26 protein-coding genes and 1 pseudogene are annotated in these 25,388 nt (G+C 50.9%); 16 read left to right on the forward strand and 11 right to left on the reverse strand.

Annotation, left to right across the window (positions count from 1 at the left end; genetic code table 11):
- A partial coding sequence (locus IQ260_RS07695) for a DUF2207 domain-containing protein (protein WP_193992349.1) occupies positions 1-671 on the reverse strand: 671 nt, incomplete at its 3' end.
- A 149-nt stretch (positions 672-820) separates the two neighbouring features.
- On the opposite strand from IQ260_RS07695, the gene IQ260_RS07700 reads away from it, so the two are divergent.
- Positions 821-2,131 carry an NB-ARC domain-containing protein gene (locus IQ260_RS07700; protein WP_193992351.1) on the forward strand — a complete coding sequence of 437 codons (1,311 nt, stop codon included), beginning with the start codon at positions 821-823 and terminating at the stop codon, positions 2,129-2,131.
- Positions 2,132-2,176: 45 nt separating this feature from the next.
- Positions 2,177-3,286: a serine/threonine-protein kinase gene (locus IQ260_RS07705; RefSeq protein ID WP_193992353.1), complete on the forward strand. Its 1,110-nt coding sequence runs from the start codon at positions 2,177-2,179 to the stop codon at positions 3,284-3,286.
- On the opposite strand, the gene IQ260_RS07710 is transcribed toward IQ260_RS07705, so the two are convergent.
- On the reverse strand, positions 3,225-4,463 hold the full coding sequence (locus IQ260_RS07710) for an ABC transporter substrate-binding protein (protein ID WP_193992355.1): 1,239 nt from the start codon (positions 4,461-4,463) through the stop codon (positions 3,225-3,227). The two genes, IQ260_RS07705 and IQ260_RS07710, sit on opposite strands and share 62 nt — an antisense overlap.
- A gap of 202 nt (positions 4,464-4,665) precedes the next feature.
- Between IQ260_RS07710 and IQ260_RS07715 the strand changes: the two genes are divergently transcribed.
- The 7 genes from IQ260_RS07715 to IQ260_RS31645 all read left to right on the forward strand — a co-directional run bounded on the left by IQ260_RS07715 (position 4,666) and on the right by IQ260_RS31645 (position 10,480).
- A complete protein-coding gene (locus tag IQ260_RS07715) occupies positions 4,666-4,833 on the forward strand; it encodes a hypothetical protein (protein WP_193992357.1) in 168 nt (55 codons plus the stop codon).
- A gap of 495 nt (positions 4,834-5,328) precedes the next feature.
- Positions 5,329-5,955: a hypothetical protein gene (locus IQ260_RS07720; RefSeq protein ID WP_193992359.1), complete on the forward strand. Its 627-nt coding sequence runs from the start codon at positions 5,329-5,331 to the stop codon at positions 5,953-5,955.
- 123 nt (positions 5,956-6,078) lie between these two features.
- Positions 6,079-7,827: a VWA domain-containing protein gene (locus tag IQ260_RS07725; RefSeq protein ID WP_193992381.1), complete on the forward strand. Its 1,749-nt coding sequence runs from the start codon at positions 6,079-6,081 to the stop codon at positions 7,825-7,827.
- Positions 7,827-8,207, forward strand: coding sequence for a hypothetical protein (locus IQ260_RS07730; RefSeq protein ID WP_193992360.1), 381 nt, complete (start codon positions 7,827-7,829; stop codon positions 8,205-8,207). Before IQ260_RS07725 ends, IQ260_RS07730 begins: the two co-directional genes overlap by 1 nt.
- Before the next feature lie 207 nt (positions 8,208-8,414).
- Positions 8,415-9,068, forward strand: coding sequence for a hypothetical protein (locus IQ260_RS07735; RefSeq protein ID WP_193992361.1), 654 nt, complete (start codon positions 8,415-8,417; stop codon positions 9,066-9,068).
- A 367-nt stretch (positions 9,069-9,435) separates the two neighbouring features.
- Positions 9,436-9,891, forward strand: coding sequence for a GNAT family N-acetyltransferase (locus IQ260_RS07740; protein ID WP_228015690.1), 456 nt, complete (start codon positions 9,436-9,438; stop codon positions 9,889-9,891).
- Between the two features lie 25 nt (positions 9,892-9,916).
- Positions 9,917-10,480 (forward strand): sugar O-acetyltransferase, encoded by a 564-nt coding sequence (locus IQ260_RS31645; RefSeq protein ID WP_193992362.1) that lies wholly within the window; start codon positions 9,917-9,919, stop codon positions 10,478-10,480.
- A gap of 167 nt (positions 10,481-10,647) precedes the next feature.
- Here the strand turns inward: IQ260_RS31645 and IQ260_RS07750 are convergent, their stop codons facing one another.
- Positions 10,648-12,264 carry a cation:proton antiporter gene (locus tag IQ260_RS07750; protein WP_193992363.1) on the reverse strand — a complete coding sequence of 539 codons (1,617 nt, stop codon included), beginning with the start codon at positions 12,262-12,264 and terminating at the stop codon, positions 10,648-10,650.
- Positions 12,265-12,399: 135 nt separating this feature from the next.
- On the opposite strand from IQ260_RS07750, the pseudogene IQ260_RS07755 reads away from it, so the two are divergent.
- Positions 12,400-12,627 (forward strand): annotated as a pseudogene (locus tag IQ260_RS07755) (ABC transporter ATP-binding protein); the annotation flags it as partial.
- A 65-nt stretch (positions 12,628-12,692) separates the two neighbouring features.
- On the opposite strand, the gene IQ260_RS07760 reads toward IQ260_RS07755, so the two are convergent.
- The 3 genes from IQ260_RS07760 to IQ260_RS31440 are packed head-to-tail and all read right to left on the reverse strand — an operon-like array spanning position 12,693 to position 15,857.
- The gene (locus tag IQ260_RS07760; protein WP_193992364.1) at positions 12,693-13,082 is read right to left on the reverse strand and encodes a nucleotidyltransferase family protein; all 390 of its coding nucleotides are present in this window, start codon (positions 13,080-13,082) and stop codon (positions 12,693-12,695) included.
- 51 nt (positions 13,083-13,133) lie between these two features.
- Positions 13,134-15,692: a cyclic nucleotide-binding domain-containing protein gene (locus IQ260_RS07765; RefSeq protein WP_193992365.1), complete on the reverse strand. Its 2,559-nt coding sequence runs from the start codon at positions 15,690-15,692 to the stop codon at positions 13,134-13,136.
- Between the two features lie 36 nt (positions 15,693-15,728).
- Positions 15,729-15,857, reverse strand: coding sequence for a hypothetical protein (locus IQ260_RS31440; RefSeq protein ID WP_265579506.1), 129 nt, complete (start codon positions 15,855-15,857; stop codon positions 15,729-15,731).
- A 157-nt stretch (positions 15,858-16,014) separates the two neighbouring features.
- Here IQ260_RS31440 and IQ260_RS07770 point away from each other — a divergent pair, with 157 nt between their 5' ends.
- Together IQ260_RS07770 and IQ260_RS07775 are read left to right on the forward strand one after the other, a co-directional pair.
- Positions 16,015-16,206 carry a hypothetical protein gene (locus tag IQ260_RS07770; RefSeq protein ID WP_193992366.1) on the forward strand — a complete coding sequence of 64 codons (192 nt, stop codon included), beginning with the start codon at positions 16,015-16,017 and terminating at the stop codon, positions 16,204-16,206.
- A gap of 251 nt (positions 16,207-16,457) precedes the next feature.
- Positions 16,458-16,718 (forward strand): RNA recognition motif domain-containing protein, encoded by a 261-nt coding sequence (locus IQ260_RS07775; RefSeq protein ID WP_193992368.1) that lies wholly within the window; start codon positions 16,458-16,460, stop codon positions 16,716-16,718.
- A 91-nt stretch (positions 16,719-16,809) separates the two neighbouring features.
- Here IQ260_RS07775 and IQ260_RS07780 read toward each other — a convergent pair whose 3' ends face one another.
- Both IQ260_RS07780 and IQ260_RS07785 read right to left on the reverse strand, forming a co-directional pair.
- On the reverse strand, positions 16,810-16,998 hold the full coding sequence (locus IQ260_RS07780; protein ID WP_193992370.1) for a hypothetical protein: 189 nt from the start codon (positions 16,996-16,998) through the stop codon (positions 16,810-16,812).
- Positions 16,999-17,064: 66 nt separating this feature from the next.
- Positions 17,065-17,442: a Spx/MgsR family RNA polymerase-binding regulatory protein gene (locus IQ260_RS07785; RefSeq protein WP_322744917.1), complete on the reverse strand. Its 378-nt coding sequence runs from the start codon at positions 17,440-17,442 to the stop codon at positions 17,065-17,067.
- A 105-nt stretch (positions 17,443-17,547) separates the two neighbouring features.
- Here IQ260_RS07785 and IQ260_RS07790 point away from each other — a divergent pair, with 105 nt between their 5' ends.
- Together IQ260_RS07790 and infC are read left to right on the forward strand one after the other, a co-directional pair.
- Positions 17,548-18,213 carry a glutathione S-transferase family protein gene (locus IQ260_RS07790; protein ID WP_193992372.1) on the forward strand — a complete coding sequence of 222 codons (666 nt, stop codon included), beginning with the start codon at positions 17,548-17,550 and terminating at the stop codon, positions 18,211-18,213.
- 276 nt (positions 18,214-18,489) lie between these two features.
- A complete protein-coding gene (gene infC / locus IQ260_RS07795; protein ID WP_322744919.1) occupies positions 18,490-18,957 on the forward strand; it encodes a translation initiation factor IF-3 in 468 nt (155 codons plus the stop codon).
- A 7-nt stretch (positions 18,958-18,964) separates the two neighbouring features.
- Here infC and IQ260_RS07800 read toward each other — a convergent pair whose 3' ends face one another.
- Positions 18,965-19,411: a hypothetical protein gene (locus IQ260_RS07800; protein WP_193992374.1), complete on the reverse strand. Its 447-nt coding sequence runs from the start codon at positions 19,409-19,411 to the stop codon at positions 18,965-18,967.
- A 230-nt stretch (positions 19,412-19,641) separates the two neighbouring features.
- A complete protein-coding gene (locus IQ260_RS07805; protein ID WP_193992376.1) occupies positions 19,642-20,505 on the reverse strand; it encodes a M48 family metalloprotease in 864 nt (287 codons plus the stop codon).
- Between the two features lie 235 nt (positions 20,506-20,740).
- On the opposite strand from IQ260_RS07805, the gene IQ260_RS07810 reads away from it, so the two are divergent.
- Positions 20,741-22,882, forward strand: a complete 2,142-nt coding sequence (locus IQ260_RS07810; RefSeq protein ID WP_193992378.1) for a DUF3352 domain-containing protein — start codon at positions 20,741-20,743, stop codon at positions 22,880-22,882.
- Between the two features lie 64 nt (positions 22,883-22,946).
- Here IQ260_RS07810 and IQ260_RS07815 read toward each other — a convergent pair whose 3' ends face one another.
- Positions 22,947-23,159, reverse strand: coding sequence for a hypothetical protein (locus IQ260_RS07815; RefSeq protein WP_193992380.1), 213 nt, complete (start codon positions 23,157-23,159; stop codon positions 22,947-22,949).
- A 441-nt stretch (positions 23,160-23,600) separates the two neighbouring features.
- Between IQ260_RS07815 and IQ260_RS07820 the strand changes: the two genes are divergently transcribed.
- Positions 23,601-25,388: glutamate synthase central domain-containing protein (locus IQ260_RS07820; RefSeq protein ID WP_322744918.1), on the forward strand; the 1,788-nt coding region annotated here is incomplete at its 3' end.

The following is a 25,388-nucleotide window of genomic DNA, read 5'->3' on the forward strand; positions in this document are numbered from 1 at the left end:
TAGTCTGTCTGAGCCTGAGAGATATTGAGGATGCTGGCAGGAAACTCCAACCGGACATTTAGCGCCTGTTGAGGCTCTAAGGAACCCTCGGCAACAAATTCATAGGTGTTAGAGTCAATTTTGAGATCGCGACTCATCACCCCTTCACCTTGAAAATTGCTGATCTGACCTGCTAAAGCTTCCGGCACATGCACCGTCACCTGACCTCGGTTGATGGGAGCACTGCGCTCAGGAAAGAGAGCATTCCAATAAAGCTGGCTGCGATTTCCCTTTGTCTGTATACCGCCCACAACCCGATACTTCAGCACAAACGTGTGGGTGTCCGGGGCGTTCAGCGGATGTTGCCAACGCATCCAATAGTTGTTGTTACGCGTTCCAGTTTCAACCGGTAGGGGCTCGTTGTTTTCAGAGACGGTGACATCTGTAATGGTATCAATGCCATCTAAGGGAATATATCGGTAGCGTTCGTTCGTATGGTCGGCTGTAAATACATATTTCTGAGTCTCGCTTACCCAAAAATCGCCGTTAGTTTCTAAAGTAATATCGACATCAATAGAGTCCCAAAAGAAGGGAGTGGCCGCCTGAGCCAACCCCGTGGTTATACAGAGAAAACAGGCCAATGCGGCAGCTATAAACGACCGCCAGTTAGTAAAACGTTTCAGGATTGTCATCAATCGGCTTATGCTTCGTACATTTGTTGTGTTCAGATAGGTTCAGGCTAAGCGCGTTGACCATTGGTTGGAGCCTGTAGCTGGTTATGAAGTCGGTTATGACTCACCGAATAATCGGGTAAGATCGTCCGTAATTCGTTGTTCTACGTATGGCTACAGCACCGCTTTTTACCCAAGCCGCAGCACAGTGGAATCTAGACCCGCTCTATGGGGATTTGGCCAAGGCCAAGGCTGAACTGATGCCCCATAAGCGTTACGGGCTGACGGATCTAGAGCAAACACGACTGAGGGGGCTATTGCTGAGATACAGTCCGGCTGAAATTTCGGATCAAGAGGGCATAGAAGCTCGCACGGTGGAGGTGGCTCTGAGCCAGGGTCTGTATCGGTATGTAGAGCAGGTGACGGAGCGCGATCGCAACGCCCTAGACAGCTGGCGTGATGTGGCCGACTGGCTAGAAACCGCTGGCTATCGCAGCACTCAGGTTGCCATCAACTGGGACCAAATGCCCGATGTACCAGTGCTCTATGGCCGTCAGGTGGAGCTAGACCAGCTTAAGCAGTGGATGCTGGGCACATCGGCCTGTCGGTTTGTATCGATTATTGGTCCTGTGGGTATGGGTAAAACCTCTCTAGCCATCACCCTGGCGCAGGCTGTCCAAACCCAGTTTGACGGCGTCATTTGGCAGTCCCTGCGACATCGGCCCACCCTCGATAATGTCCTAGGCCAGTGGCTAAATGAACTCCCTGACGACGTCATCCCCCATTCCGATGAATGGTACGACCAGCTCAGTGCCCTGATGGCCTATTTGCAAACCCATCGCTGTCTCCTGGTGCTGGATAACCTAGAAAGTATTCTCAGCAGCGGCAGTCTGGTCAGTGAGTATGAGCCAGCTTACAGTAACTATCGTGAACTGTTAAAGCGACTGGGCGAGCAACCGCACCAAAGCTGCATTGTGGTCACCAGCCGTGAACGCAACCGAGAATTGGCCGGGTCCAGGGCGGCCAATAGTCCCGTTCGGTATCTAGAATTGGGAGGTCTGAGATATGACGATGCGGCCCAGCTGCTAGCCGCAGAACGCCTACCCGCCTCCGGTAAGCCGCACTGGAAAAGTCTGGTCGCCCAGTATCGGGGCAATCCACTCATGCTAAGAATTGTCGCCATGACCATTCAGGAACTGTTCGATGGCGATGTAGATCGCTTTCGCAGACATGGCCGCACCATGTTTGGTGATATTAAATATCTGATCGATCAGCAATATGACCGTTTGTCCGCAGCAGAGCAGGATATTCTGGGTCAGCTGGCCGAGAGGGCCGAGCCCCTGTCCATTGAAGACATTCAGCATCCTGACTGTTTAGCCGCCATTAGCGCCCTGCTGAGCAAATCCCTGATTGAAAAAAGCCCGGCTGGATTTACCCTGATTCCTGTAGTGATGGAATATGTGCGTGAGCAGCTGCCCTAGATCCTTCCAGCCCTCCCCGAATGCCATGACCGTCCTTGACCGCCCATGAGCTATTGCATTAACCCCCGGTGTGGTCACCGTGATAACCCCGACGGACTGTCCCACTGCAAGTCTTGTGGCACACCGCTGCTGGTGGCAGGTCGCTATCGCCTGATCCGGCCACTGCGGGATCTAGATGAATGGGAACCTTCTGAAGTCTTTGAAATCGACGACCAGGGCCAGACCAAAGTACTCAAGGTACTTAAAAAGAAAATACTGGAGCCCCTGTTTGAACGAGAAGCCGCCACCTTACAAACTCTCAACCATCCCGGTATTCCCCAGGTAGAGCCCGATGGTTATTTCTCCTTAGAGATTGAAGGACGACCGCTCCACTGCCTGGTGATGGAGAACATTCAGGGGATTAATCTGGAAAATTGGCTACAGCAACATGGCCCCATTGACCAGGCCCAGGCCATGGACTGGATGAAACAGCTGGTGGACCTGCTGGCGCTGCTCCACCAAGAAGAACTCTTCCACCGGGATATTAAACTCGCCAACATTATGCTGCGTCCCACTGGCAACCTGGCCCTGGTGGACTTTGGCACGGTGCGCCCCATGACCAGTACCTACTTTGCCAAGGTCGCCGGTCAACGGGATATCACCAGCGTAGTGTCACCGGGATATACGCCCCTGGAGCAAATCAATGGTCGCGCGGTGCCTCAGTCTGACTTTTATGCCCTGGGCCGTTCGCTGGTGTATTTACTCACGGGCGCTCACCCCATTGACCTCCCCGAAGATGACAATACCGGACGCCTGACCTGGCGCGATCGCACATCCGTAGACAACTGGTTCGCCCAGCTGCTAGATGACATGATGGCTCCGTTTCCAGGCCAGCGTCCCCTCAATGCTGAAGTGTTGCTAGAGCGGCTAGCTAATCCTGTTGCACCCCAGATTGGTGTAAGGAGCAATGGAGAAATCAGCGAAGTCAGCGAACAAAGAGAAGAGCAAACCATAGCGCGCTGGCTGATGGCTGCTAACGTCGGGATGTTGTTGTTACACCTATTGGTGGGCTGGCAATGGTACAAGGCTCATCAGCGTCTGGCTGAGCAATCTGTTATCCCCCCTGATCCAAGGGTTTCAACAGTTTTTCAGTCTCAGCTTGAGCCCAATCCATAGCATCTTTGGCAGGTTGCTGACCGCTCAAAATATCTCCTAGTGCTTTTTGCAAAATTTCTGAGGCTGGCCCGTACTCTTTGATAGAGGGCCGGAACGTGGATGAATCTTCTAGATAGGCCGATAGCCATCGCATATGGGGATATTTATCCAAAATCTCCGGATCTTGAAATAAATTAGACCGACTGGGTAGAAAGCCAGACTCTAGGACAAACTTTTTTTGAGCAGCGTCACTGGTAAAGTACTTAATCGCTTCCCAGGCTGCTTTCGGATGGGCAGAATTTTTAGGAATGCCAAAGCCCCAGCCGCCGCGACAGCCTACGCCAGAGTCTGGGTCTGAGCTAAAGGAAAAGAGAGGTGCGATCTCAATCTTTTCTTTCAATTTCGACTCCAGCTCTACCCAAAAATAAGGCCAGCCCCGCAAAAAGGCCGCCTTGTCTTGAATAAACTGCTCCAGCGCATCTTTCTCGGTATACGTAATCACCTCATTTGGTGAAATTCCCCCCTCCCCAATCAGCCCCTGTAATGTCTCAGCCGCTGCGATCGCACTCGGTGTGTTCAAACCCACTTTATCGGTGTCTGGATCAATCCACGTAGCCCCCATCCCCTTCATCACTTCAACAAAATTAGTGACTAGCCCCTCATAGCGACGCCCCTGCCACAGATAGCCAGTTAAGGGTTTCAAGGCATCAACGGTTTTCGATAGCTCTGCTAAGGTGCGAGGTCGTGATCGACCCTCCTGCTCAAGTAAATCCTGACGATAGTACAAAACTGCCACATCCGCCCGCATCGGCAAGCGATACAGCTGCCCATCAAATTCCCCAACCTTCACTTCACTTTCCAAAAACGCGGAGGTATCTATTCCATCTCTTTGGATATAGGGTGTTAAATCCTGGAGATTATCGGCAAACTGCAGCGGCCAGACAATGTCCATATACACCAGGTCATATTGAGCCACCCTGTTCTGAAAATCCGCCGTGTAGATGGCTTTCCGCTCGTCGGTTGTATAGTCCGTTGTATCATCTGGCTTAGTGACTAAATTAATGTAAATGTTTGGGTGAGACTTCTCAAAGTCAGCTGCCAGGATTTTCCAGGATTGAACCTCCTCTCGGGGCACCACAAATGAGAGTGTTTTCGGCCAGGTTAACCCCCACAACAGCAAACACACGACTTGGACCACTAGCGCCAGGATCAAGAGCTTTAGCGGCTTAAACCATCGTCTTGTCAGGCTTCTAAAACGCACGTTACATCAATCAGATAAGCATCTCTATCATAAAGCGATCGAGTCAACGCTTATTGGATCTACTCAATTCATAACGACGGTTATGGCCTCCCTGATGGGCTATCTTTCTACGATGCAGGGGTCGCTCTAGAAAACTCCCATGGATAGTCAATGGAGATTTGCTCTGTGCAAGATTTTTATTTGGTTAGCAGCCGAAGTCGTCCTGTCGATGCTTGGGATTGATGATTTAGCCGATTACAGCGAGTTTATTTTTGCGCAAAATATGCCAGTAGCTGAAGCCCACGCTGGGTTGAAAATCCAGCGCTAACTGAGTGTTGTCCATTAAAAGGGACAATTTGGCTGGGAGGTGCTAGTAATCGTTGGTGGGACGGGTTTTAGCCTCATAACCAGCACTTGTCCAAAGTCATAACCCAGGTTATGAACAGCATAACCGTCTGGCCGTCTACCGTATATATAGCTAGCAAGTGCACTGGTGGATACCCACTAGCTTACGTACGGCCCGCTGAGGCTCTAGACCTCTAGCGTTCAACCCCGATCAGGTGATCGTTGCCCCTGGCAGCTACCCCCTTTCACTAACATTGAGCAAGTGACATTGATCAAGTGATATCGGGATTGAGCTATGGACGTGCGTAAACCTTGTATAGATCAACTGGCCATTCCTGGAATGCCGCTCCAGCGATTGGTCCGTTGATTTTCCTTCTATGCCTGGTTAGCAATACCTTCCACTACCATTGGAAAAGTCATGCTGTAGTAAGTGTGACAATTAGACTGCTTTAACCACCGCGTATGGAGGCGCAATTCTATGCCCATCAACTGGCCAGCCCTGGGACGGCAGCCGCAGACGTATTTATTACTTTTGGGTACAGCGTTTGGCTATGGTCTACTGATTGCCCTAGCCGGTAACCGAGCAGTGGCCTGGGTGGGCGGCGGTGCGGTAGCCGCCGTGATGGCAGGTAGCTGGATAACGGGCTATCGAGCCTCACCCGTGGGGGCACACGATCACAGCGATTTACTCAACGTGGCGAACTTTCAACGACGGATTGATGCCATCCAGTCGGAGGTGGCCCGCCATCAAACCTGGCAGCCAGTAAAAGATTGGGCGCTACAGTCACAGACATTTGCGGTGCGCATTTGCGATCGCGAACCCACCCTGCGCCCTGAGCTACTCGAAGCGCTGTATACCGTGGTGGAGCTAGCCCAGCAGGTAGCCGACGGTCTACGGGTGCAGGCCCAGATTCAAACCCCCAAATATCAGCAAATGGCCAAAAAGCAGCTGCAGCAGAGTTGCGATCGCATGCAGCAAACCCACCAGCAGCTCCAGCAGCTACAAGACCAGGTGGCCCTGGCCAGCCTTTCCCAGGGAGATGCCTCTCTACCAAGGCGTCTAGAAACCCTGATTGCCGCCAACAAAGAAATTTTAGAAACCTAAGAAATCAGGATTCCATTAGCCTCTATTTTCTGACGTACAGGCGTTCCATGGAACACCTCTGCAGCCATACCGACGTACAGGCGTTCCATGGAACGCCTCTTCAATCGCTTCTCCATACTATCGATGTTTATTAAACTACTGAATCGCACTTATCGACGGCTACTGCTGGCCACCCTAGGACTGCTCATCACCCTGAGTTTAGGGTTTCTAGGCGGCTGTCAGTCCCCTGTTACCTCGCTAGAAACCGCTCAAGCCACCCTGGCAAAACAGGTATTGCCCAAAATTGACGTCGTCAGCAATTTGGTCGCCGACGAGGTGGCCAGTCGCTATACCGTGGATCAAATTGCCGAGCCTCTGCCCGATATTGAGAATTTTCCCCTCTACGCAGCCCAGCCCCAGGCAAACCAAGTTTATCTAGAAATCTACAGCTCCTCTGAAAAGGCCAACATTGACCGGCAAAATGAGCGTTGGCTGGTGGAAGTAGCCGAGACCTTTAACCAGCGCCAGGAGAAAAGCAGCTCTGGCAAAGTAATTCAGGTGGGCGTTCGTAAAATTGCCTCCGGTACCGCCGCGCGGCTGATCGGTGCGGGCACAGTGCAACCGACCGGCTATAGCCCCTCTAACGATCTGTGGGTATCGATGATTAAAAGCCAGGGGGTAAATGTCACACCCGTGGCGGAGCGGCTAGTGGCGAATACCGCTGGCTGGGTGGTGCCCGGCGATGTCTATCAACAACTAGAGAGCAGTGGTGAGGTGACGTTTGATAGTTTGTTGAATGCGATCGCAGCCGGTCAGGTTAGCGTCGCCTACCCTAACCCCTACAAAAGCTCCACCGCGCTTAACTTGCTATATACCCTCTACTGGCGCGCTGCCGGACACCAAAAAGACGGCGGCAGCCTCACCCAAGCCGAGCTACAAACCCCGCAGGTAAAATCAGTCTTTGACCAGTTCCAATCCCAGGTGTTAATCACCACACCCACCACATTAGAACTCCAAGAACTCTTTCTCAGAGACCAAACTAAACTTCAGGCGTTCCCCCTGGAATATCAAAACTATCTGGCCCTCAAACAAGTCTCCGGGTTTGAATCCACCGAGTTTATTCCCTTTGGCATTCCCCACAACAACCCATTAGTCGGCTTTAGCTGGAACTCTCCCGAAACTGCCGCCGCCCTGCAAAAATTTGCCGCCTTTGCCCAGTCTCCTGACATGGTCAAACTAGCCAACAATCAAGGCTTTGTTGAAACGGATTATCTCACAAACACCCATCCCCCGATCCCCGATGGCGAGACGCTACTAGCCGCCCAATCCAGTTGGAAAAGCAACAAAGACAGCGGCCGTACCGTCTATCTCGAAATGGTAATCGACACCAGTGGCTCCATGGAAGGAGAACCGCTCCAGGCCGTTCAAGCCGGTTTACGTATCGCCAGCCAGCAAATTAACCAAGGTAATCAGGTTGGTCTCGTCACCTTTGCCGACCAGCCCGTACGCCGACTAGAACTCACCCCCTACGATGAACTACAGCAGAAAAAACTGTTGGCCGCCATTGACCAGCTCCAAGCCTACGGCGGCACTGCCATGTACGACGGCGTCATGGTCGCGCTCTCTGAACTAATGGAAAAACGCGCCAACGACCCTAATGGACGATTCTACCTGTTGCTGCTCTCCGACGGTGACGTCAATGAAGGCCACCTATTTCGCGACGTCAAAGACATTATGGAATACAGCGATGTGCGTTTTTACCCCATCGCCTACGGGGACGTCAACGAAGATGAACTCCAGGCCATCGCCAGCCTGCGAGAATCAACCGTAAAACAAGGCAACCCTGAAAATGTACAAACCTTGTTTAAGGACTTATTCCAGGTAAATCTGTAATGGCCCCACAAAATCCAACAAAACGTCTGTTAAGTACCCTGGGTCTGGGCTGGCTAGCCTTTGGAGGACTGGGACTGGGCCTGCGCTACGCCGTACAGGTACCCCAGGTAACCGTCATCATAGACCAAAGCTACTGCCCTCCGGCCCAGTGGGAAATAGCTGTAGTCCAGCCCTACAGCGACCTGTATGAAAAGAGCCAGGCCAACCAGCGCAGGATTGATCAAGTAGTGGTGGTCACCGACATCGATCAAACCACCCTGGCAACAATTCCTGCCCCTGACGATTTGGGCAAACCCTTTGGACAAGCACCCAGTCCAGAAACCTTGACGGAACTTCAACAACAGTTTTCAGACACCGTTGTCCTCAAATGCGAGCCATAGCTCTCCGTCCACGAACAACGTTGGCTGAGCGGAGTCGAAGCCAACATATACAACCAGCATCCCCTTCGACTCCGCTCAGGGGACGCTTACATCGAAACCTCCGCTATTTGTTCAGAATAGCTCTTGAAGACTTTGCCACCGACATTAGGGTGTATATTCGATCAGGCTTGAAAAAACCTTTTGAAAATAATCATCCGTTGTAAAACCATGTCTACATACAGCCTACGCATCAAGGCATTGTTTCCTTTAAGTTTGCTGCTTCTCACGGTTGTAGCCTGTGGTGGCAACTCCGCCAATACAGGCGCTAGCAGTTCAGATACATCTCAACCCCCTGTGGAATCCACACCAGTTGAAGAACCACTCGAAGTTGATGAGCCAGAACCACCAGAAGAACAAGCAGAAATCGTCTTAGCTCTGTCTGGAGACGGCGTATCAGTCATCGATTCACAGTCTGGCAAATCTAAAAACATTCCCTTTGAGACCGATCTGGCAACCTCTCAGACAGCGATTTCTGCTGCTTTAGGGGACCCTACAGAAACCAGCGAAAATGCCGAATGTGGCGCTGGGCCCATGAGTTTTGTTACCTGGTCCAACGGCTTTCAGATCAGTGCTATGCAGGATCAGTTTGTTGGGTGGTCAGTGCGTGAAGACATCACAGGTGACAGTTTGACAACGGTAGACGGCGTGGGGATAGGTTCAACGTTAACGGATTTAGAAGAGAACTATGACGTTGGAGTGATAGAAAGCTCTTTAGGAGCAGAGTTTAATGCATCCAATAGCCTTTTTGGCTTACTTTCTGCCAATGAGTCCGATGGGGTGATTACTAATATATGGGCCGGTGTAGTTTGTAATTTCCGTTAAGGAGCTATAGCTTACTTCCCCCTTCTCCCAATCCTGAGCTGCAGTGTACACACAAGTCGGAGAGTAAGCTCAAAGCTTCGAGCCCTCATCCCCCACCCCCTTCTCCCTGGGGGAGAAGGGGAGCCAATCTCTTGTAGAGTGAGTCGTCTGCTTTCATAACTCACTTTAACCAAAGATGGGGCTGTCCTCTCCAAGTCCCTCTCCTATTTTTGTCGATATCCAGTCCTGGCATATCCCTTAGTCAGAGGAATCTTGCCATTCTCAGTGATCAAATGATTGGTTACGCCTCAACTCTTGTCAGGTACGTTACGCTAAACTAGCGAGCCTGATCAAGGCTATTGCAAAAGCGTTAACTTCTGAGGGGTGAATGATGATAACCATACGTCCTTATGAATCTAGAGACTGGTCAAGGCTATGCGCGATACATGACATATCACGTCTTGATGAGCTAGATTTAACGGTAGGTACGGATGCGTTTCTTTCCCTTGAGAAAACTGCCGATAATGAGGGCCTTTTTAATCACAAGCTCTTTGTCGCAGACGTCAATAACACTGTGCAAGGATTTGTTGCTTATGGAGATGAAGAACTCACTTGGCTTTACGTTGATCCTAAATTTTATAGGAAGGGAGTGGGACGTGCGTTAGTCCGACATGCTGTTACAAACTCAGCACCAACAATGAAAATTGAACTGCTTGAAGGCAATAAACCTGCTCTAGAACTCTATCTTTCTGAAGGCTTTCAGGTGATAGAGCGTATAGAAGGTCAGCTTGAAGGCAATGAGGAATTTGCAGCAACAGGCCTTGTGTTGAGACGTGAAGATTAGCAATTAATTTATGAGTCAATTAAGCATGAATAAATCTATGCGAGAGAGGATGCTTGCAGGTGAAAACTACATTGCCAGCGACCCCGAGCTTAGCAACATGCATCTTCATGCCCAACAAATTTTACATGGTTTCAACAGCTCAACTCTCGATGCGACTCAAGAACGGCAGGCTCTACTCACAGAATTATTTGGAGCACTTGGAGCAAACTCTGAAATCAAGCCACCATTTCGTTGTGACTATGGTTCGAATATCTTTGCTGGAGAGAATTTATTTATTAATTACGACTGCGTAATTCTTGACTGCAATAACGTTCATCTGGGAGATCGAGTATTGCTCGGTCCCAAAGTGCAAATCTATACGGCAACTCATTCCCTCAATCCGGTTGATCGCAAAGACGGTTGGGAATTTGCCTTACCGATTGCAATAGGCAGTGACGTTTGGATTGGTGGCAGTGCGATTATTTGTCCTGGCGTTACGATTGGCAATGGCTCCACAATTGGAGCTGGGAGTGTGGTAACACGCGACGTGCCGCCAAAAGTATTTGCAGCCGGGAACCCATGCCGAGTTATTCGCCAGCTCGATAGTTAAAGCCAGCGGCCCCCTAGCTGGCACGAGTGCATCAAAAGCACAAGCGATTTTAGAATAATTGTTCTTCAGGTTTCTGAGGCTGAAATGCTGAAATGGAGAGATCTACCCAATGCTACATAAGGCACTGCCCGGCATCAAGCTCGTCCAGGTTGTTCACGCCCAGCTCGTCAGGCCGCTTCTACGATGATGACAGGTAAGGGGCTAGTCTCTACAACTGCTCGTGAAACGGAGCCAACAAATAATTCTTCTAGATGACGGTGACCACGTTTGCCCATAACAATTTCTGCGGCACCATAATCTTGGGCAATGCGTAAAATTTCTGTAGGGATAGCCCCAGATGTGGTGATAAATCGATGGCGGATATCGGTTAAGTGTTGTCTGGTCTTTTGTTTTAGGTGCTTGATGCCTTGAGGATCGTCAACTCGCAAAATATGTAAAACTATCACTTCTCCATCACATCGACGGGCCAGTTCGGCCGCTTTGGTGAGAACCGGTACAGCCAGCGGAGAGGTATCAACAGCTGCAAGAAGGACAATGCGACGGTTGACAGAGACTTTTGTTGGATCCACCTCACCCCGTTCTAGCAGTTTGGGGGCAAAGGTGGGAATGGCCCAGGCACCTAAAGGAGCCGTCACCAAAATGGATAGAGCCGCCAGGGCTAGGATGGTATCGCCCCCATCAACACCTTGGGCTAGGGGAATTGCTCCTATTGCTGCTTGAACCGTGGCTTTTGCAGAATTTCCTGAGAGTAGAAACAGACGTTCTTTTCTGGTCCAGTTGCTGCCTAATGTGGCGAGATACCAGCCCAGGGAGCGTCCCACTAATGTACCGATAGCCAATATCAGTAACCCGACCAGGAGCGTGTTGCCCAAAACATGCAGCTGAATGTTGGAGCCCAACAACACAAACAGAATAATCTCAGCGATCACCCATAGACTGTTGAAGCCTTCCCGCAGTCGCCTTGCCAGGGGAGCATCGAACTCAATAAGAAAGAATCCGGTGGCCATGACGGCTAGATAACCAGAGAAAACGGGCATATGTTCTGCAACAACAACGAGCAGTAGGGCAATACTGGCGGCTACAAGGGCATCCTGGACGGCGTTCTGGGTCCAGTTGTGTTTGGCTAAAAGAATTACTAATATACGAGCGGTGAGCCAGCCGAGCAGAATTCCTAAACTGACTTGCAGAATGACCTGCAGTGGCAGCAGTTGTACAGGGCTGAGGCTGAGACGGCCCAATGTAATCCCTGTAGCGGTTCCCTGGGTGAGAAAAGCTAATAGCAGGCTGAAGACAAGCAATAGTAGTACATCTGATAGCGCACTGCCGGTCAAAATCGCGTCGGGAATGCCTTTTTTTACACCCCAGCCCAGACTCTTTAACCGCAGCATGCCTGGAACGATGACTGCTGGAGATTCTGCCCCCAGAATGCAGCCGAGCAGGAGTCCGGTGGCTAAGTCAAATTGGAAGAGCCAGATGGCGGCTAGGGCAACGGCAATGGCTTCACAGGTGGCGGGCAAAAAGCCGAGTCGGAGGGCGACGGTACCTTGCTGGGCTAATTTGTCACGGTCCAGCCCCAATCCCGCTTTCATTAGGATCACCATGACGGCAATGGTGCGCAGGGAGTCGGCTGCATCCAGCACTCCGGGGCTGAGAATGTTGGCGACTTGCGGACCAAGAAAGATACCTGCGAGGACCATGCCAACCAAGGCTGGTGCTTTGAGCCGTCGAGCTAGCTGTCCAGCGAAAAAGCCTGTGAGGAGAATCCAGATGATGCTTTCTAGCATTGGTAGGTGGGGAGCTGAGGGCAGCCATTACAATACCGCTCTTCTGAACTCGTTAAATTAGCCCGACCATCGCCAAGTTCTTTATGCCTGGTAATGGCCACCCGTCATCATCAGATCGACAAGGCCGTCCACCATGCGATCGCACGAGCCCTAGTCAGCCATCCCAAAATTGTCCTAGCCGATGACCCCACCGCTGCATTGGATAAAAAATCAGGCCGCGACGTCGTGGATATCATGTACAAGCTGGCCAAAGAACAAGGCTGCACAATTTTACTCGTCACCCATGACAACCGCATTTTAGACATCGCCGACCGTATTATCTACATGGAAGATGGCCGTCTATCAAAGCAACCTGAAGATTAGACAGCCATGCTCATAGTTCCTCTTCCCGTCGAAGCATATCAGCATAGTCATTCATGCCTGTTTGATCAGTCGCCACTGTCCTTTGATTTCTGCAGTGAGTCCGGCGAGTCGTTCACGCTCCATGGTGTTCCTAGGCGACGAATTTTATCAGCAAAATGACACTGATCTAAAGGTATGACATCGACATCACGATTTACATGCAGCGATAGATAGCCCATCAAACCACAAATATCCCCCGTCTTCCAGGTATCGACGGCAATATCAATATCCGATGTCCGAGTAAAGCGTCCCGGCTCGGTGACTGAGCCGAAAATATACCCATGGGTGATGCCATAGGTGCCCCCATGGCTGTGTAACCACTCCAACGCTAGTTGGAGCAGTCTGACTCGATCCGCTTCATTCTGTTTTTTCTCTCTAGCGAGTCGAGCATCTAGCAGCGGAGTAGGAAATGCCATGGACAGAGGGTCGTTTATCTTGTTTTCTTAGGCTAGCTCAGATGCCGAATGTTACACAATGAGTCGATACAGTAGAACTGTCATACCTAATGTCAGCCCATGGAGGGGGACTAATTTTAACCAAGGCTGTCGGGCAATGCGTTGAGTCAGAAAAATACTCAGAAATGCACCCAAGATCAAACAAACGCCTTGAAGAAACGCAATGACAGCCGGATGGGCCACAATTACGGGCCCCGTACTGGCAAGACCAAAACTCGCCAGGGAAACTGGGATAATGCGGCCCGCTTCAGTCAGCCCCAGGGATAAATAATGGGCCAGACTGCTCAATAAAACGATGGGCAGCCAACCGTAGGCGACTTGGATAAAGGGGCGGGCTTTGAGCCGAGGCTGGATCAGATGGGTCAGTTTATGGATACTCCAGGCGAGGGGCAGTGGGGCAAAGAGGAGAATGAGGGTTGCGATCGCATGCCCCCAAAACCCTTCTACCATCGCTGAAACCCCCAATAAAGCTGCCACCTCCGGCAAACGATGCACAAACACCGCCCCCCACAGCAATAGCAGCAGCGCCACCTCATGACCCACTGGCGTATGGGTGGTCCACAGCTCAATACCCGGCGGTCTCAGATTAAACTCCACCGACCGATGGGGACAGGCTTTCAAACAGGTCATGCACAGCACACAGTTGCGATTGTCCACCAGCTGTGCAGGGTGAGAATACACCGGACAGCCGCCAGTCTCTTGCCCCTCTCCTTTGGCAGGACCGCCCTTATAGCACTGATATGTACTACAGCTGGCGGAACAAACGCCCCGCTGCCCCCGCAATTCCGTCATGGAGAGTTTGGCAAATAGACCATTCATGCCGCCAATGGGGCACAGATAGCGGCACCAAAATCGACGTTCAAACAGAGCAGAGCAAATCATGGCTCCAGCAGTGATAATTAACAACAACCAGGCCGACAGATAGGCCGTATTTTCCAAATGCCAGAGTTCTTCCCAGATTAAAATTGCCGCAAAGCCCGCGTATAGAATCCAGCCACCCCAGCGCTCAGCCCACTGTCTGGGCCACTCTCCTAACTGCCTGGGCCACAGCCACAGCGATAGTTTTTGGGTGATTTCTCCGTAGATCATAAAGGGGCAAACAGCACACCACAGCCGACCGACAAACGGGAACAACAACAACATCAGCGGCCACCACCAAGCCCAGAAGAAATTTAAGGCAATATTCGCATCACGGGTTTGGGGACCAAAAAATAACAGAGCGACTACCAGCACATAGAACCAGCTGGTAAAGCCAAAATTGATCCGATCGGGCCACCAGGGACTGCGCAAAAACTGTCGTAGAGTTGGATAAGCGTTTAACAGGTTCCACCGAAACCGTCGTTCCTGTTCACCAGCAGACCAGAAAACTTCTTCATTTAATCGAGTCGCGCAGTCTGATTGTTGAATTGCCCGCTGCACCAAACTTTCTAGCTCTCGCAAATTGCTAGGAAAGTCGTAGCTTTGTAAGCTTCGCAGGGCCTCAGGCGTGAGGGTGGGCTTGTCGAGACCGCGCTTGCGGCAGTAGATCTGGATGTAGTAGTTAATCTGGGCTTCTATGTCGGCCTTACGCACCCGCAGCGGCGGAACTTTGATCGTCTGCCTGGCCAGGTTGGCAAAGGGAGTCAGGCTTTTTTCTGAGATCATCATGATCCAGGCAAGACTTTCTTTGGTGGCGGGTGCTGCACTGCCGGGCTGGGTACTGGGCTGGTATTGCCCTGTTTTGATCAGTCTAAGAATCTCCGGGCGCAGTTCCGGATCAAGATCTTGAATGTTGTTGAGCAGGAGTGTGCCTTTCTCTAGCCAGTCGAGAAGTCCCGGACGACTTTCTCCCCGACCAAATAGGTCAACGGCTCGCAGCGTTTTGCAGTCGACTTTGATCATGGGTTCTTTTTTATAGTCAGAACCAAAGTGAATCAACGCCGCGAGATTATCTTTTTCTAAACCTGGTTCACCAAAAATCAGGACGGGGTCACGCTGCCCTTGGTCATTGGCGGTGACACCAGCAGCCGTCCGCACGGACTGCCGCAGACGTTGGGCATAGCGGCTGGCGCCGACAACACCCCGGCTAACTCTGGGAACTAGATAAGGCCGTAACGCCTGCTGGCGCTCTTGCTCGTACAGCAGCTGAGCCGATAGCTGGTCAACTTCTTCGGCGAGTATTTCCGAGAGTTCTTGGTTCAGGCTGGGGTAGTCGTCAGCAATCTGTTTGAGCTGTTCCGCCGATAGCTGCCATAGGTCACAGTCTTCGAGGGTGATGACAGTGTAGTCGGTGGGCTGATCCAGCAGAATTTCTTGCAGATGCAGCACAACTCCGGGCAGCAGGTCTACGGTCTGGGCCATGGAGGTGCGCTGGGTGCGATAGCGTTCTAGCTGCCCGGTCCTGAGAATGTATAGAGCCGTGGGATGGGTGTCTTCTAAGACTAAACGGCGATTGGCCTGGAATGATAGGGGGGTGAGCTGGGTTGCGATCGCACCCAAAACATCGTCAGGCAGCACCCGCAGACAGGTGGACTGCCTCAGCCAATCGACTCGTTCTTGTACTGGGGCCATATCTGTCGACTGTTCCACCATGGTTAATGACTCCTGAGTAGTCAGACTGATTAAGGGCTAGTCAGAGGGCGGCGCTGACGACACGATCACCCGCCACACTACAAACAGTAGAAAGCTAAGGTAGGTGATCGTAAACACCCAGTTTTGCCAACTGTCGCCCGCTTGTATAAATTCCATATCGTTCATGGTCGTATGCTCCCCCCACCTATCAAACGGTACAGCGCCGACGTAGTCATCAAGCAGCGCTTACAAAATTTCGGTAAACCGTACGGTAATGAACCGACAACGCTTGAAGTAATCGCTAGAATAAAACCACCCGGCTCCCTAAAGAGGAGGTGTATTAATGATTAATAAAGAGCTAAAAACTGCAAATATTCAAGATGGCTGGCTGCAAAAACCCCTGAGAAAACTGAGCCATCGTACGCTACAGACAGCTCATCCTCACTGGAGTGATAACGAACTTAACCAGGCAATTCTGATGCTAGATCTCAGGCAAGATAACCCCTGTGGAGATTTGGGTGTGATTTTGACATGAACCCATTTGCTCTGCAATGCGGATTTTAAGGCCTCTTCTATAAAAAATTTGCAGTTTTGTATGAAAAAATTTATATCAAGCCTTCCTCACAAGTCGCCCAGACAACGATTACAGCCCAAATTTCTGTGTTAATCTGGCCCTGGATGAGCAGTCAATTTTCGCTAGAAAGCTGGTCTAGACGTATCTAGGCTGAGTCATCTTCGAAGTTACTCTCGCCAGAGTTTTTTTCATCAATTGTTTGGAGAAAGTCCATGTCCATTTATGTAGGGAACATAGCCTACACGGTTTCGCAAGAAGATATTCAGGAAGTGTTCGCAGATTACGGTACCGTTAAGCGCGTAACAGTTCCTATGGATCGCGAATCCGGTCGCCCTCGCGGGTTTGCGTTTGTAGAAATGTCTGCAGATGCTGAAGAAGATGCCGCTATTGAGGCCCTGGATGGTGCCGAGTGGCTGGGTCGCGAAATCCGCGTCAACAAGGCTCGTCCCCGTGAGGAGAGGCCAAGACGCTAATCCCTAGCGGCTTTTCTGCCACAACTTGGTTCGGAGTGCCACAGTTATCGGCCCTAGTTCTCGCAACTGTGGCGCTTCTTGCTGATCCCGGTTACGACTGCCAAAAGTAGGTACTCAAAAAGACGGCGGCTGTGCCTCCAAAAAGAACAGCCCAGATCAGCATTTCTGTTGGTGTAATGCGTTTAGGATCAAACTTAAACCGACGACGAGTTTTAGGCGGCTTTTGGGGAACTTTGCCATAGTTGGGGTCGGTTTTCTGTCTGCGTTTGGCTTCTCCCATGGGATGACTCCAGTGGTTACGATTTAGCGGTTTTATGTGAGTGCCTGTTAGCCGGTCCCGCCCAGCCTAACTAGCCAACTTTTCCTGTAACTCTGTTTCACTGGCTCGAAAGCCCACCAGAACAGCTTTTCCTGCTTTAACGAATAAGGGCCGCTTCAGTAGCATAGCGTCTTCTGTAAAGGCATCAATCCAGGTTGCGTCGCTCCAGGTTTTCTTTTCTTCGCCTAGGGCGCGGTAGGACATACCTGATGTATTACGCATAGGTTTAGCGGTGAGCGTGGTTACCCAATCGGTGATTTGCTCACGGGTAGGGGAGTGCTCTTTGGTATTGATAAAGTCATAATCGATACCGTTGGCATCGAGCCATTTCAATGCCTTTTTACAGGTACCGCAGTTAGGAATGCCATAAACCTGGAGCGCCATAGTCACAATAGTTAACGTCATTGACGTTGGATTGGTTTAAGGATGGTAGCATTTTTCCCACGGGTGATTGGGCTAGACTTCTCTCAATTAGTCTCAATTAGAGCCGGGCTTATTTAGTGGCATACCATGGCATTTAAACTCGTAATCGGGAATAAAAACTATTCGTCCTGGTCGTTGCGGGCCTGGTTATTTTTGACGGAAAGTGGTTTGCCATTTGAAGAGGTGCGGTTGCCGCTGTTTACGGAGGCTTGGCAGCAGATCGCTCAGTATACTCCGGCAAAACGGGTGCCGGTGCTCCTGGATGGGGAGATTGCGGTTTGGGATAGCAGTGCGATCTATGGCTATGTGCGATCGCACCATCCCACGGCCATCGGCTGGCCCACCGCTCAACGAGCCCAGGCCACAGCACGCTCCATTGCAGCCGAAATGCACAGCGGGTTTCTAGGGATTCGGGAGCAGCTCCCCCAAAATATCCGAGCCCGGATTCCAGTAGAGCGCAACAGATTCACATCAGCCACCCAGCAAGAAATCACACGGGTAGAGCAAATGTGGTCCCAAGCCTACGATACCTATGGCGGTCCCTGGCTATTTGGAGACTTTTCCCTCGCTGATGTTGTCTATGCCCCAGTGGCCCTAAGATTTGTCACCTATCAAGTTGAACTGATACCCGCAGCCCAGCCTTTTGTGACGGCGGTACAGGCGCTGCCCTCGATACAAACCTGGGCCACCGCCGCCGCCGCTGAACCGGAAACAATCAGTGTCATTGACGAGCTATACAGCGCTGTAAAGTGAATGTAACCAAAATGGGCCGACTGTATACACCGTATAAGTTAGAGTGATTATTCTTTACAGAATCACAATCATTTTTGTGGATCTATTGCATTATTAAAGCGGTAAGCTACGATTAGAAAAATAATTAGGTTGCTCAACCAAAGTGTTCAACTTGCGACAGCTGTTATTAGCTTGTCCCATTTTGAGCAAGCCAGTGGTTGAGCACACAGCATATGTCCATTTACCCCTGTCGCGCTCGGAGTAGAGAGGGAAAGGCTCATCGTACAGAAACATCGGATCAATCGTCAGATTAAGGCTCCAAAGGTGTTGCTTATCGACCACGAAAACAATAATCGTGGCTTAACTGATACCCAAGAAGCACTCAAGCTAGCCGAAGCGGCTCAGCTTGACTTGGTTCTGGTCTCTGAGAGTAAGCAGGCTCCTGTCGCCAAAATCTTGGACTATGGTAAGTTCCAGTACCAGCAAAAGAAACGTCAGAAACAGAGTGCCCGTACCACTGTAAAAGAGGTGAAGTTTCGCCCCAATGTTGGTGAGTCTGACTATCAGTTGCGCATTAACCAAGCGACTCAGTGGTTAGGCAAGGGAGATTCTGTAAAATTCCGTGTGCGGTTGCGAGGACGAGAACATCAGCATCGGGATCGGGCCCTTGAGCTGCTAGAACGGATTGTTAAAGATCTCAAAGATGCTGGAAAGATCCAGTCTTTTGACCGCAGGGCCCTTGTTTTACAACTCATGCCTGCGTAGAGAGTTCTTAATTGATCTTGCCGTCTTCATAGTGTTGCACTAGGGCTTCGATTTCTGTGGCCGTATCTGTCAGGGTACTAGAGCTGAGACTGCTGGTAATGGGATAATGACGTCCGCCGAGCTGCGTATATATCGTGATGGTTGTTTGCTCATGATCGGCGATATGACTGGCTAAATTAGACGTCACTTGGGTTAAAACATCCAACAGGCTAGACCGATGGGCCTGCACTGTGAAAATCCCCGGTTCCCACTGGGCAACGTCATCAGGCCCCAGGTTATCGGCCTGACTGGTAAAGCGTTTTATCTGGTTGATGGCCGGGTGACTCATAAGAATGATAAACAGCTGCGGCGTAATGTTATCTGTGGTGTCGGAAAGACATTTGGAAAAGTCAAAGGTAAGCCAGAGAAGGCGCAAAGGCTTAGGCGGTTGGGGAAAATTTTGTCGTGTGGTCACAGCGGCAATGGTGGACTGTGGATAGATGGTACAACAAAAAAGCTCCCGGCAATGCGGGAGCAATTAGCAAACAATGGCTTAGGAATAAAGATTCAAGGAGGCTCTATTGCTTGGATGTAAGGGCCTATGGAACGCCTCTGCAAACATCCTCAAACATCATCTTTAGCTCTTACAAAATCCTTACCCCTTAGTTCTCTTTTCTCAATGCAATCAGGAGACTATACGGTCTCTTAAGCGGCGCTCAGCTGTTTTTCAATCTCCAACAACCGCTCCACCCGTTTTTCTGTTGCTGGATGTGTGGAAAACAACCCGCTAAACATTTGCTTCGGTACAGCATGCATAATCATCAGGGGCTCATAGGCTGGATTGCCGGCCATGGGCATTTGTCGGGCACTGGCATCAAGGCGCTTGAGGGCGCTAGCAAGGGCGCTGGGATTACCGGTTAGCTGGGCTGCACCTGCATCAGCAGCAAATTCGCGGGTGCGGCTGATGCCTAGCTGGATTACGGTAGCTGCCATGGGGGCTAGTACCAGTGTGGCAATTAGTGCGATCGGGTTAGGGCCATCGTCGTCACCAGAACGGCCCATCCCCCCAAACCACATGGAGTATTGCAGGATCTGCGCCAAAAATGAAATTGCACCGGCAATGGTCGCGGCGACGGCCTGGGTGAGGGTGTCGCGATTCATAATATGGCTCAGTTCGTGGGCAATTACCCCTTCTAACTCGTCGGTGCTCAGCATTTGCATAATGCCCTGGGTAACGGCCACTGCTGCATGCTCAGGGTCACGACCGGTGGCAAAGGCGTTAGCTGACTGGGTGGGGAGGATATAGACTCCAGGCACCGGGATATCGGCTTTTTCGGCCAGTTTTTCGACCGTGGCGTATAGCTCAGGCGCATCTGCTTTGCTCACTGGCTGTGCCTGGTGAGCAGCCAGGGCAATTTTATCGGAGTAAAACCATGAGCCCAGGTTGGTCATGGCTGCGATCGCAATGCCAATCACAACACCGCCTGTACCACCAATGGTGTAATAACTAATACTAATGAGCAAAGCGCTCAAAACGCTAAGCAACGCGAGAGTTTTAAACTGATTCATATGATCTCAACCCTTTGATTTCGCCATTACGCTTATAGTACTGAGAAAAGCAAAAGCGGGACAGGGATGGCAATCCGAACCTCTAACCGAACAGTTACTGATAAACCGTAATGGGAAGGAACATAGATGTAGATAAATCTACGATTATCAGTAAGTCTATGCATCTATCTTTCGCTACAGGCGAAATGGATTTAAGCGTTGGTTATAGTTATTTAATGTTTAGGAGCCTTTATTAGTGGTTAATCGATGGGGAACGGCAGTACTCGCACTAGCGATTTTTGCAACACCTCTGGCTGCCCAAGAGCCATCGTTAGAAAATACAGAGCCAGTGGAGGAAAGACCTGTACTGCCAGATGATGATACTCCAGCACCTGCTATCCCCGCTGATGAGGCTGATGGGGCCGCACCTGATAGCGCCACCACCGATAGCGCCGCAGAACCTGACTTTGACGAGACGTTTGAAGACTTTTCGCTTGAGCCTACCGTCGATGTCACTGAGCTGAGGGCTACTGTAGCGGAAACGTTGCCGACATCAGCACCACCGCCGCCCATGATCACGAATATTCTGCCCGCTAACACCCCGGCGGCCATGATTGTCAATACCCGACAAGATGCCTGGGAAGTGCTTAACCAGTATGCGCTATTTGCTCAGCTGAGTGAATCCTTTGGTGTACCGCCAAGTCCTCAGTCATTGCCGCTGCTACCTTGGGGGATAGATTATACCGAGGATATAGATCCTTGGATTGGGGACAGTGTTGCGCTCGCTCTCCTGCCAGTACCTAGCATTCGTACTATCAATCCAGTTGAACGCTCGCTGACCATCGTGCCCATCAACGATGCGGCGGCTTTTATCGACTTTATCCCTAAGCTGGCAGAGGTGCGCAACGCCCTACCCGAGCAGACCTCCTATCGTACCTTTCCCATTTGGCACTGGTCGCCTGAGTTTGTGCCCTATGACTACCCTTGGAATGACTTCCCTGAAGAAGATATCGAGCTGCAGGAGTTTCCAGAGGTACCGCCCCCCAGTGGTTTGAACAGCTATCGTCGGGATCCCGATCTGCCCTACATCTATATCCCTGACGGTAATTATTCAGATGAGGGCTACACCCTGCCAGGCTATGCCGTCGCCCACCTGGGCAACTACATCATCATGGCCGAAAACATCGACAGTGTGCGGCAGTGGATCGAGTATCAGACCCAGGGTGGTCCCAAACTAACCAGCAACCCCAGTTTTGAGAAAACCCAAAGCCACCCAGAATCTCAAAATAGTCTGGCTACCGTCTATGGCAATGTTGGCCAGCTGCTCAACTTTGAATTTAGCAATCCGTTCCAAACATTTGGGCTACCCCCCATTCCGCAACCTAGCCTCAGCGACCGGGCGGCCATGTCCAACCTGCTTAGCAATGTTACCTTTGACGTTCTGATTTATCCCCAGACGCAAGGGATGCATTTGGAAGCTCACCTGTATACCGAGGGGGCACTTCCGGATTTACCCCCGTCTCCCAACGCAGATCATTCTATTTTAGGTCTGATTCCAGCGGCTACCTACGCCATGGGCAGTGGCTACGATATCAGCGGCTTTTGGAATGATGTATCGTCTGCCTTTTCTTTGAATGACGTTAGCGGTGGCCTGATTGAAACAGCACGTTCCATCGTGGCTTTGGCAACGGGATTAGATCTAGACACCGACATATTGGGATGGATGGATGGGGAGTACAGTCTCTTTCTATTCCCTAGCCAGTCAGGCTTCTTAAATTCTTTCTTCCCCGGTCTGGGGTTAGAAGCTGGGGTGATTTTAGAAACTAGCAACCGACCAGCCGCCGAAGCTGCCCTGGAAGCTTTGGATGATGTGATTGGCGAAGATGCGGTTGTGTCTACGACTATTGCCAACGCCCCGGTGGTGAACTGGCAGTATGACGTTAATTTAGACGGCACTATGGATAGTGTCTTGACCCACACCTGGATCACAGACGATACGCTGGCGTTTACCAGCGGCAAGGGGGCGATGGAGCGATTGGTGGTGCCTGCTGGGTTTAATCCCCTCAACGGCCACAGCACGTTTCGCAATGCAACGGCGAGTTTTCCTAACCCAAACAATGGGTACTTTTACGTGAATATGGGATCAACGCTGTCGTTTTTCTACAACCTCTTTGGCTTTAATCAAGCCACCGATCCCTGGGCTGTGGATATTCGCAGCTATTTTGGCACCGTCCGCAGTTTGAGTGTGACGACATCTAGTAGCGCCCAAGAGTTTCAGATTGATGCTCTGCTGGGTTTGGCGACCAGTGAACCGATGGTAGCAGACCTCGAAGAAGAGGAATTAGATGCCGAGGAGAAGATAGACGAGGAAAAATCTCCTGACACAGATTCAGAGTAATAGATGCCTCACAGAGCAATTTGTAGGCGCCATACTCATAGCGCCTACAAATTGCTTATTCTGTCTAATAACTCTCATCTCCTTCAACATTTTTGATAGCCAGGAGCTGATTTGCCTGCTGCAAACGTTCTGCAATGTTTTGTCGCAGGGTCTCATTGACAGTGGGGTCAGCTAAAACTCCTTGGGCCAGACGTCGATAGTGGGCACTAGTTGCCACGTCAACTTTTTCTAACTCATTCAAGTTCTCATAGATGGTTTTGGGAGAAGGCTTTTCCATGAGACTCCTTTTTGTAATGGTTGCTGGTAGTTAGCGATACCATTGTGCTCCAAAGTTTGGAGATTGAGAGGGAGACATCGACTTACCACAGAAAAAAACATGGATTAGATCATTTTGTAGCAAATCTTCAATCTTGTGGTGAGTCGATGCTGTGGAGGAGACAACAATCTTAAGGAACCGGTAGAGGCGATATTGTCAAGGTTCGATAGTAGCGTCCTATGGGCGTTGGCTTTAAGGGATAATATATTGACAGTTTTATTAAGAATTTGTGCAAAATGGCTTTTGCCGTTAGAGAATGAAAACTCGTCTTCAAATTATTTAGCTGTCTTAAGCACTGTGATTAGCAGCTTGTACCACCGCCATATGTTCCCCACAAGCTAAGTTCCGCTGGTCGCCCTCGAAAAACTGTCAACAATCGCTGCTTTTTGTCAAAACAAATCTATGACTCGTCATCTATTGCCTGTCAAGCAAGGTCTCTACGATCCCCAATTTGAGCACGATGCGTGTGGCGTTGGGTTTGTTGTGCAAATGAAAGGGCTAGCTTCCCACGACATTGTGCAGCAAGGGCTACAGATCCTCTGTAATCTGGAACATCGTGGGGCCTGCGGTAGCGAAATCAATACGGGTGACGGGGCCGGTATTTTAGTCCAGCTTCCCCATCGTTTTTTACGCAAAGTTGCGGCAGTAGAGGGCATTGAGCTACCTGAGCCAGGCGAGTATGGGTCCGGGCTTATTTTCACCTCGCCAGATGCAGACGTTCGGGCGGAAAGTCGGCGTCGGTTTGAGTCGGTGGCGGCTCAAATGGGGCAGAAGGTTTTGGGATGGCGCGATGTTCCGACAGATCATAGTACGTTGGGAGCCACTGCCCAGGCGAGCGAGCCGTTTATGCAGCAGGTATTTATTGAGCGCTCAGCCGATCTAGACGATGACCTAGCCTTTGAACGAAAGCTTTACGTGATCCGTAAGCTCGCTCACAACGTCATTGTTGAATCTGGTTACGACACTTACTGGTACCCAGCAAGTTTGTCCTGCCGTACGATGGTTTATAAGGGCATGCTCACACCACCCCAGGTGAGAGAGTTTTTTCTAGACCTGAGCGACGCTGATTTTGAAAGCGCACTGGCGCTGGTGCATTCTCGCTTTAGTACTAATACATTTCCTAGCTGGGCGAGATCACACCCATATCGTTACATCGCCCATAATGGTGAGATTAATACCCTGCGCGGCAACATTAACTGGATGCTGGCTCGACAGTCCATGTTTGAGTCGAACCTGTTTGGCGACGATATGGCCAAGGTCAAGCCGGTGATCAATGTTGATGGCAGTGATTCGACTATTTTTGATAATGCGCTAGAGCTGCTGGTGTTAGCAGGCAGATCGCTCCCCCATGCGGTGATGATGATGGTGCCTGAGCCCTGGACTGGCCATGAGTCCATGGATGATGCCAGCAAGGCCTTCTATGAGTATCATGCCTGTTTGATGGAGCCTTGGGATGGTCCAGCATCGGTGGCCTTTACCGATGGCTCGATGATCGGAGCGGTTCTGGACCGAAATGGCCTGCGGCCTTCCCGTTACTACGTGACTAAGGACGATCGGGTGATTATGGCCTCGGAAGCAGGCGTCTTGCCAGTTGAGCCGGATCAGGTTTTGGAAAAGGGCCGTCTGCAGCCAGGGCGAATGTTTCTAGTGGATATGGCAGCCGGACGCATCGTTGGCGATGAAGAAGTTAAGTCAGATATTATTCATGCACAACCCTACCGTCAGTGGCTAGAGCAGCATCAGCTGACGCTGGCGTCCTTGTCGGCGGGTACGACTGAGCCCTCTCTGTCGGGAGGCGGTACGCTGCGGCAGCGGCAGATGGCTTTTGGCTATACCTTTGAAGAGTTGCGGATGCTGCTGACGCCCATGGCCCAGAATGGGGTTGAGGCCATTGGCTCCATGGGGACCGATACGCCGCTGGCGGTGCTGTCGGATAAGCCTAAGCTACTGTATGACTATTTTCAGCAGCTGTTTGCCCAGGTGACCAATCCTCCGATTGACTCTATCCGCGAGGCGATTATCACGTCGGCGGTGACAACGCTGGGCTCGGAGCGTAATTTACTCAAACCTGAGCCGGAAAGCTGTCGGTTGATTCAGCTGAAGACGCCCGTGCTGAGCAATGGTGAACTGGCGAAGCTGCAAGCCATCAACGAGCCTGGGTTTGCATCACTGACGCTGCCGATTTTGTTT

This window comes from Leptolyngbya cf. ectocarpi LEGE 11479, assembly GCF_015207065.1.
Taxonomy (GTDB): Bacteria; Cyanobacteriota; Cyanobacteriia; order Phormidesmidales; family Phormidesmidaceae; genus Leptothoe; species Leptothoe ectocarpi.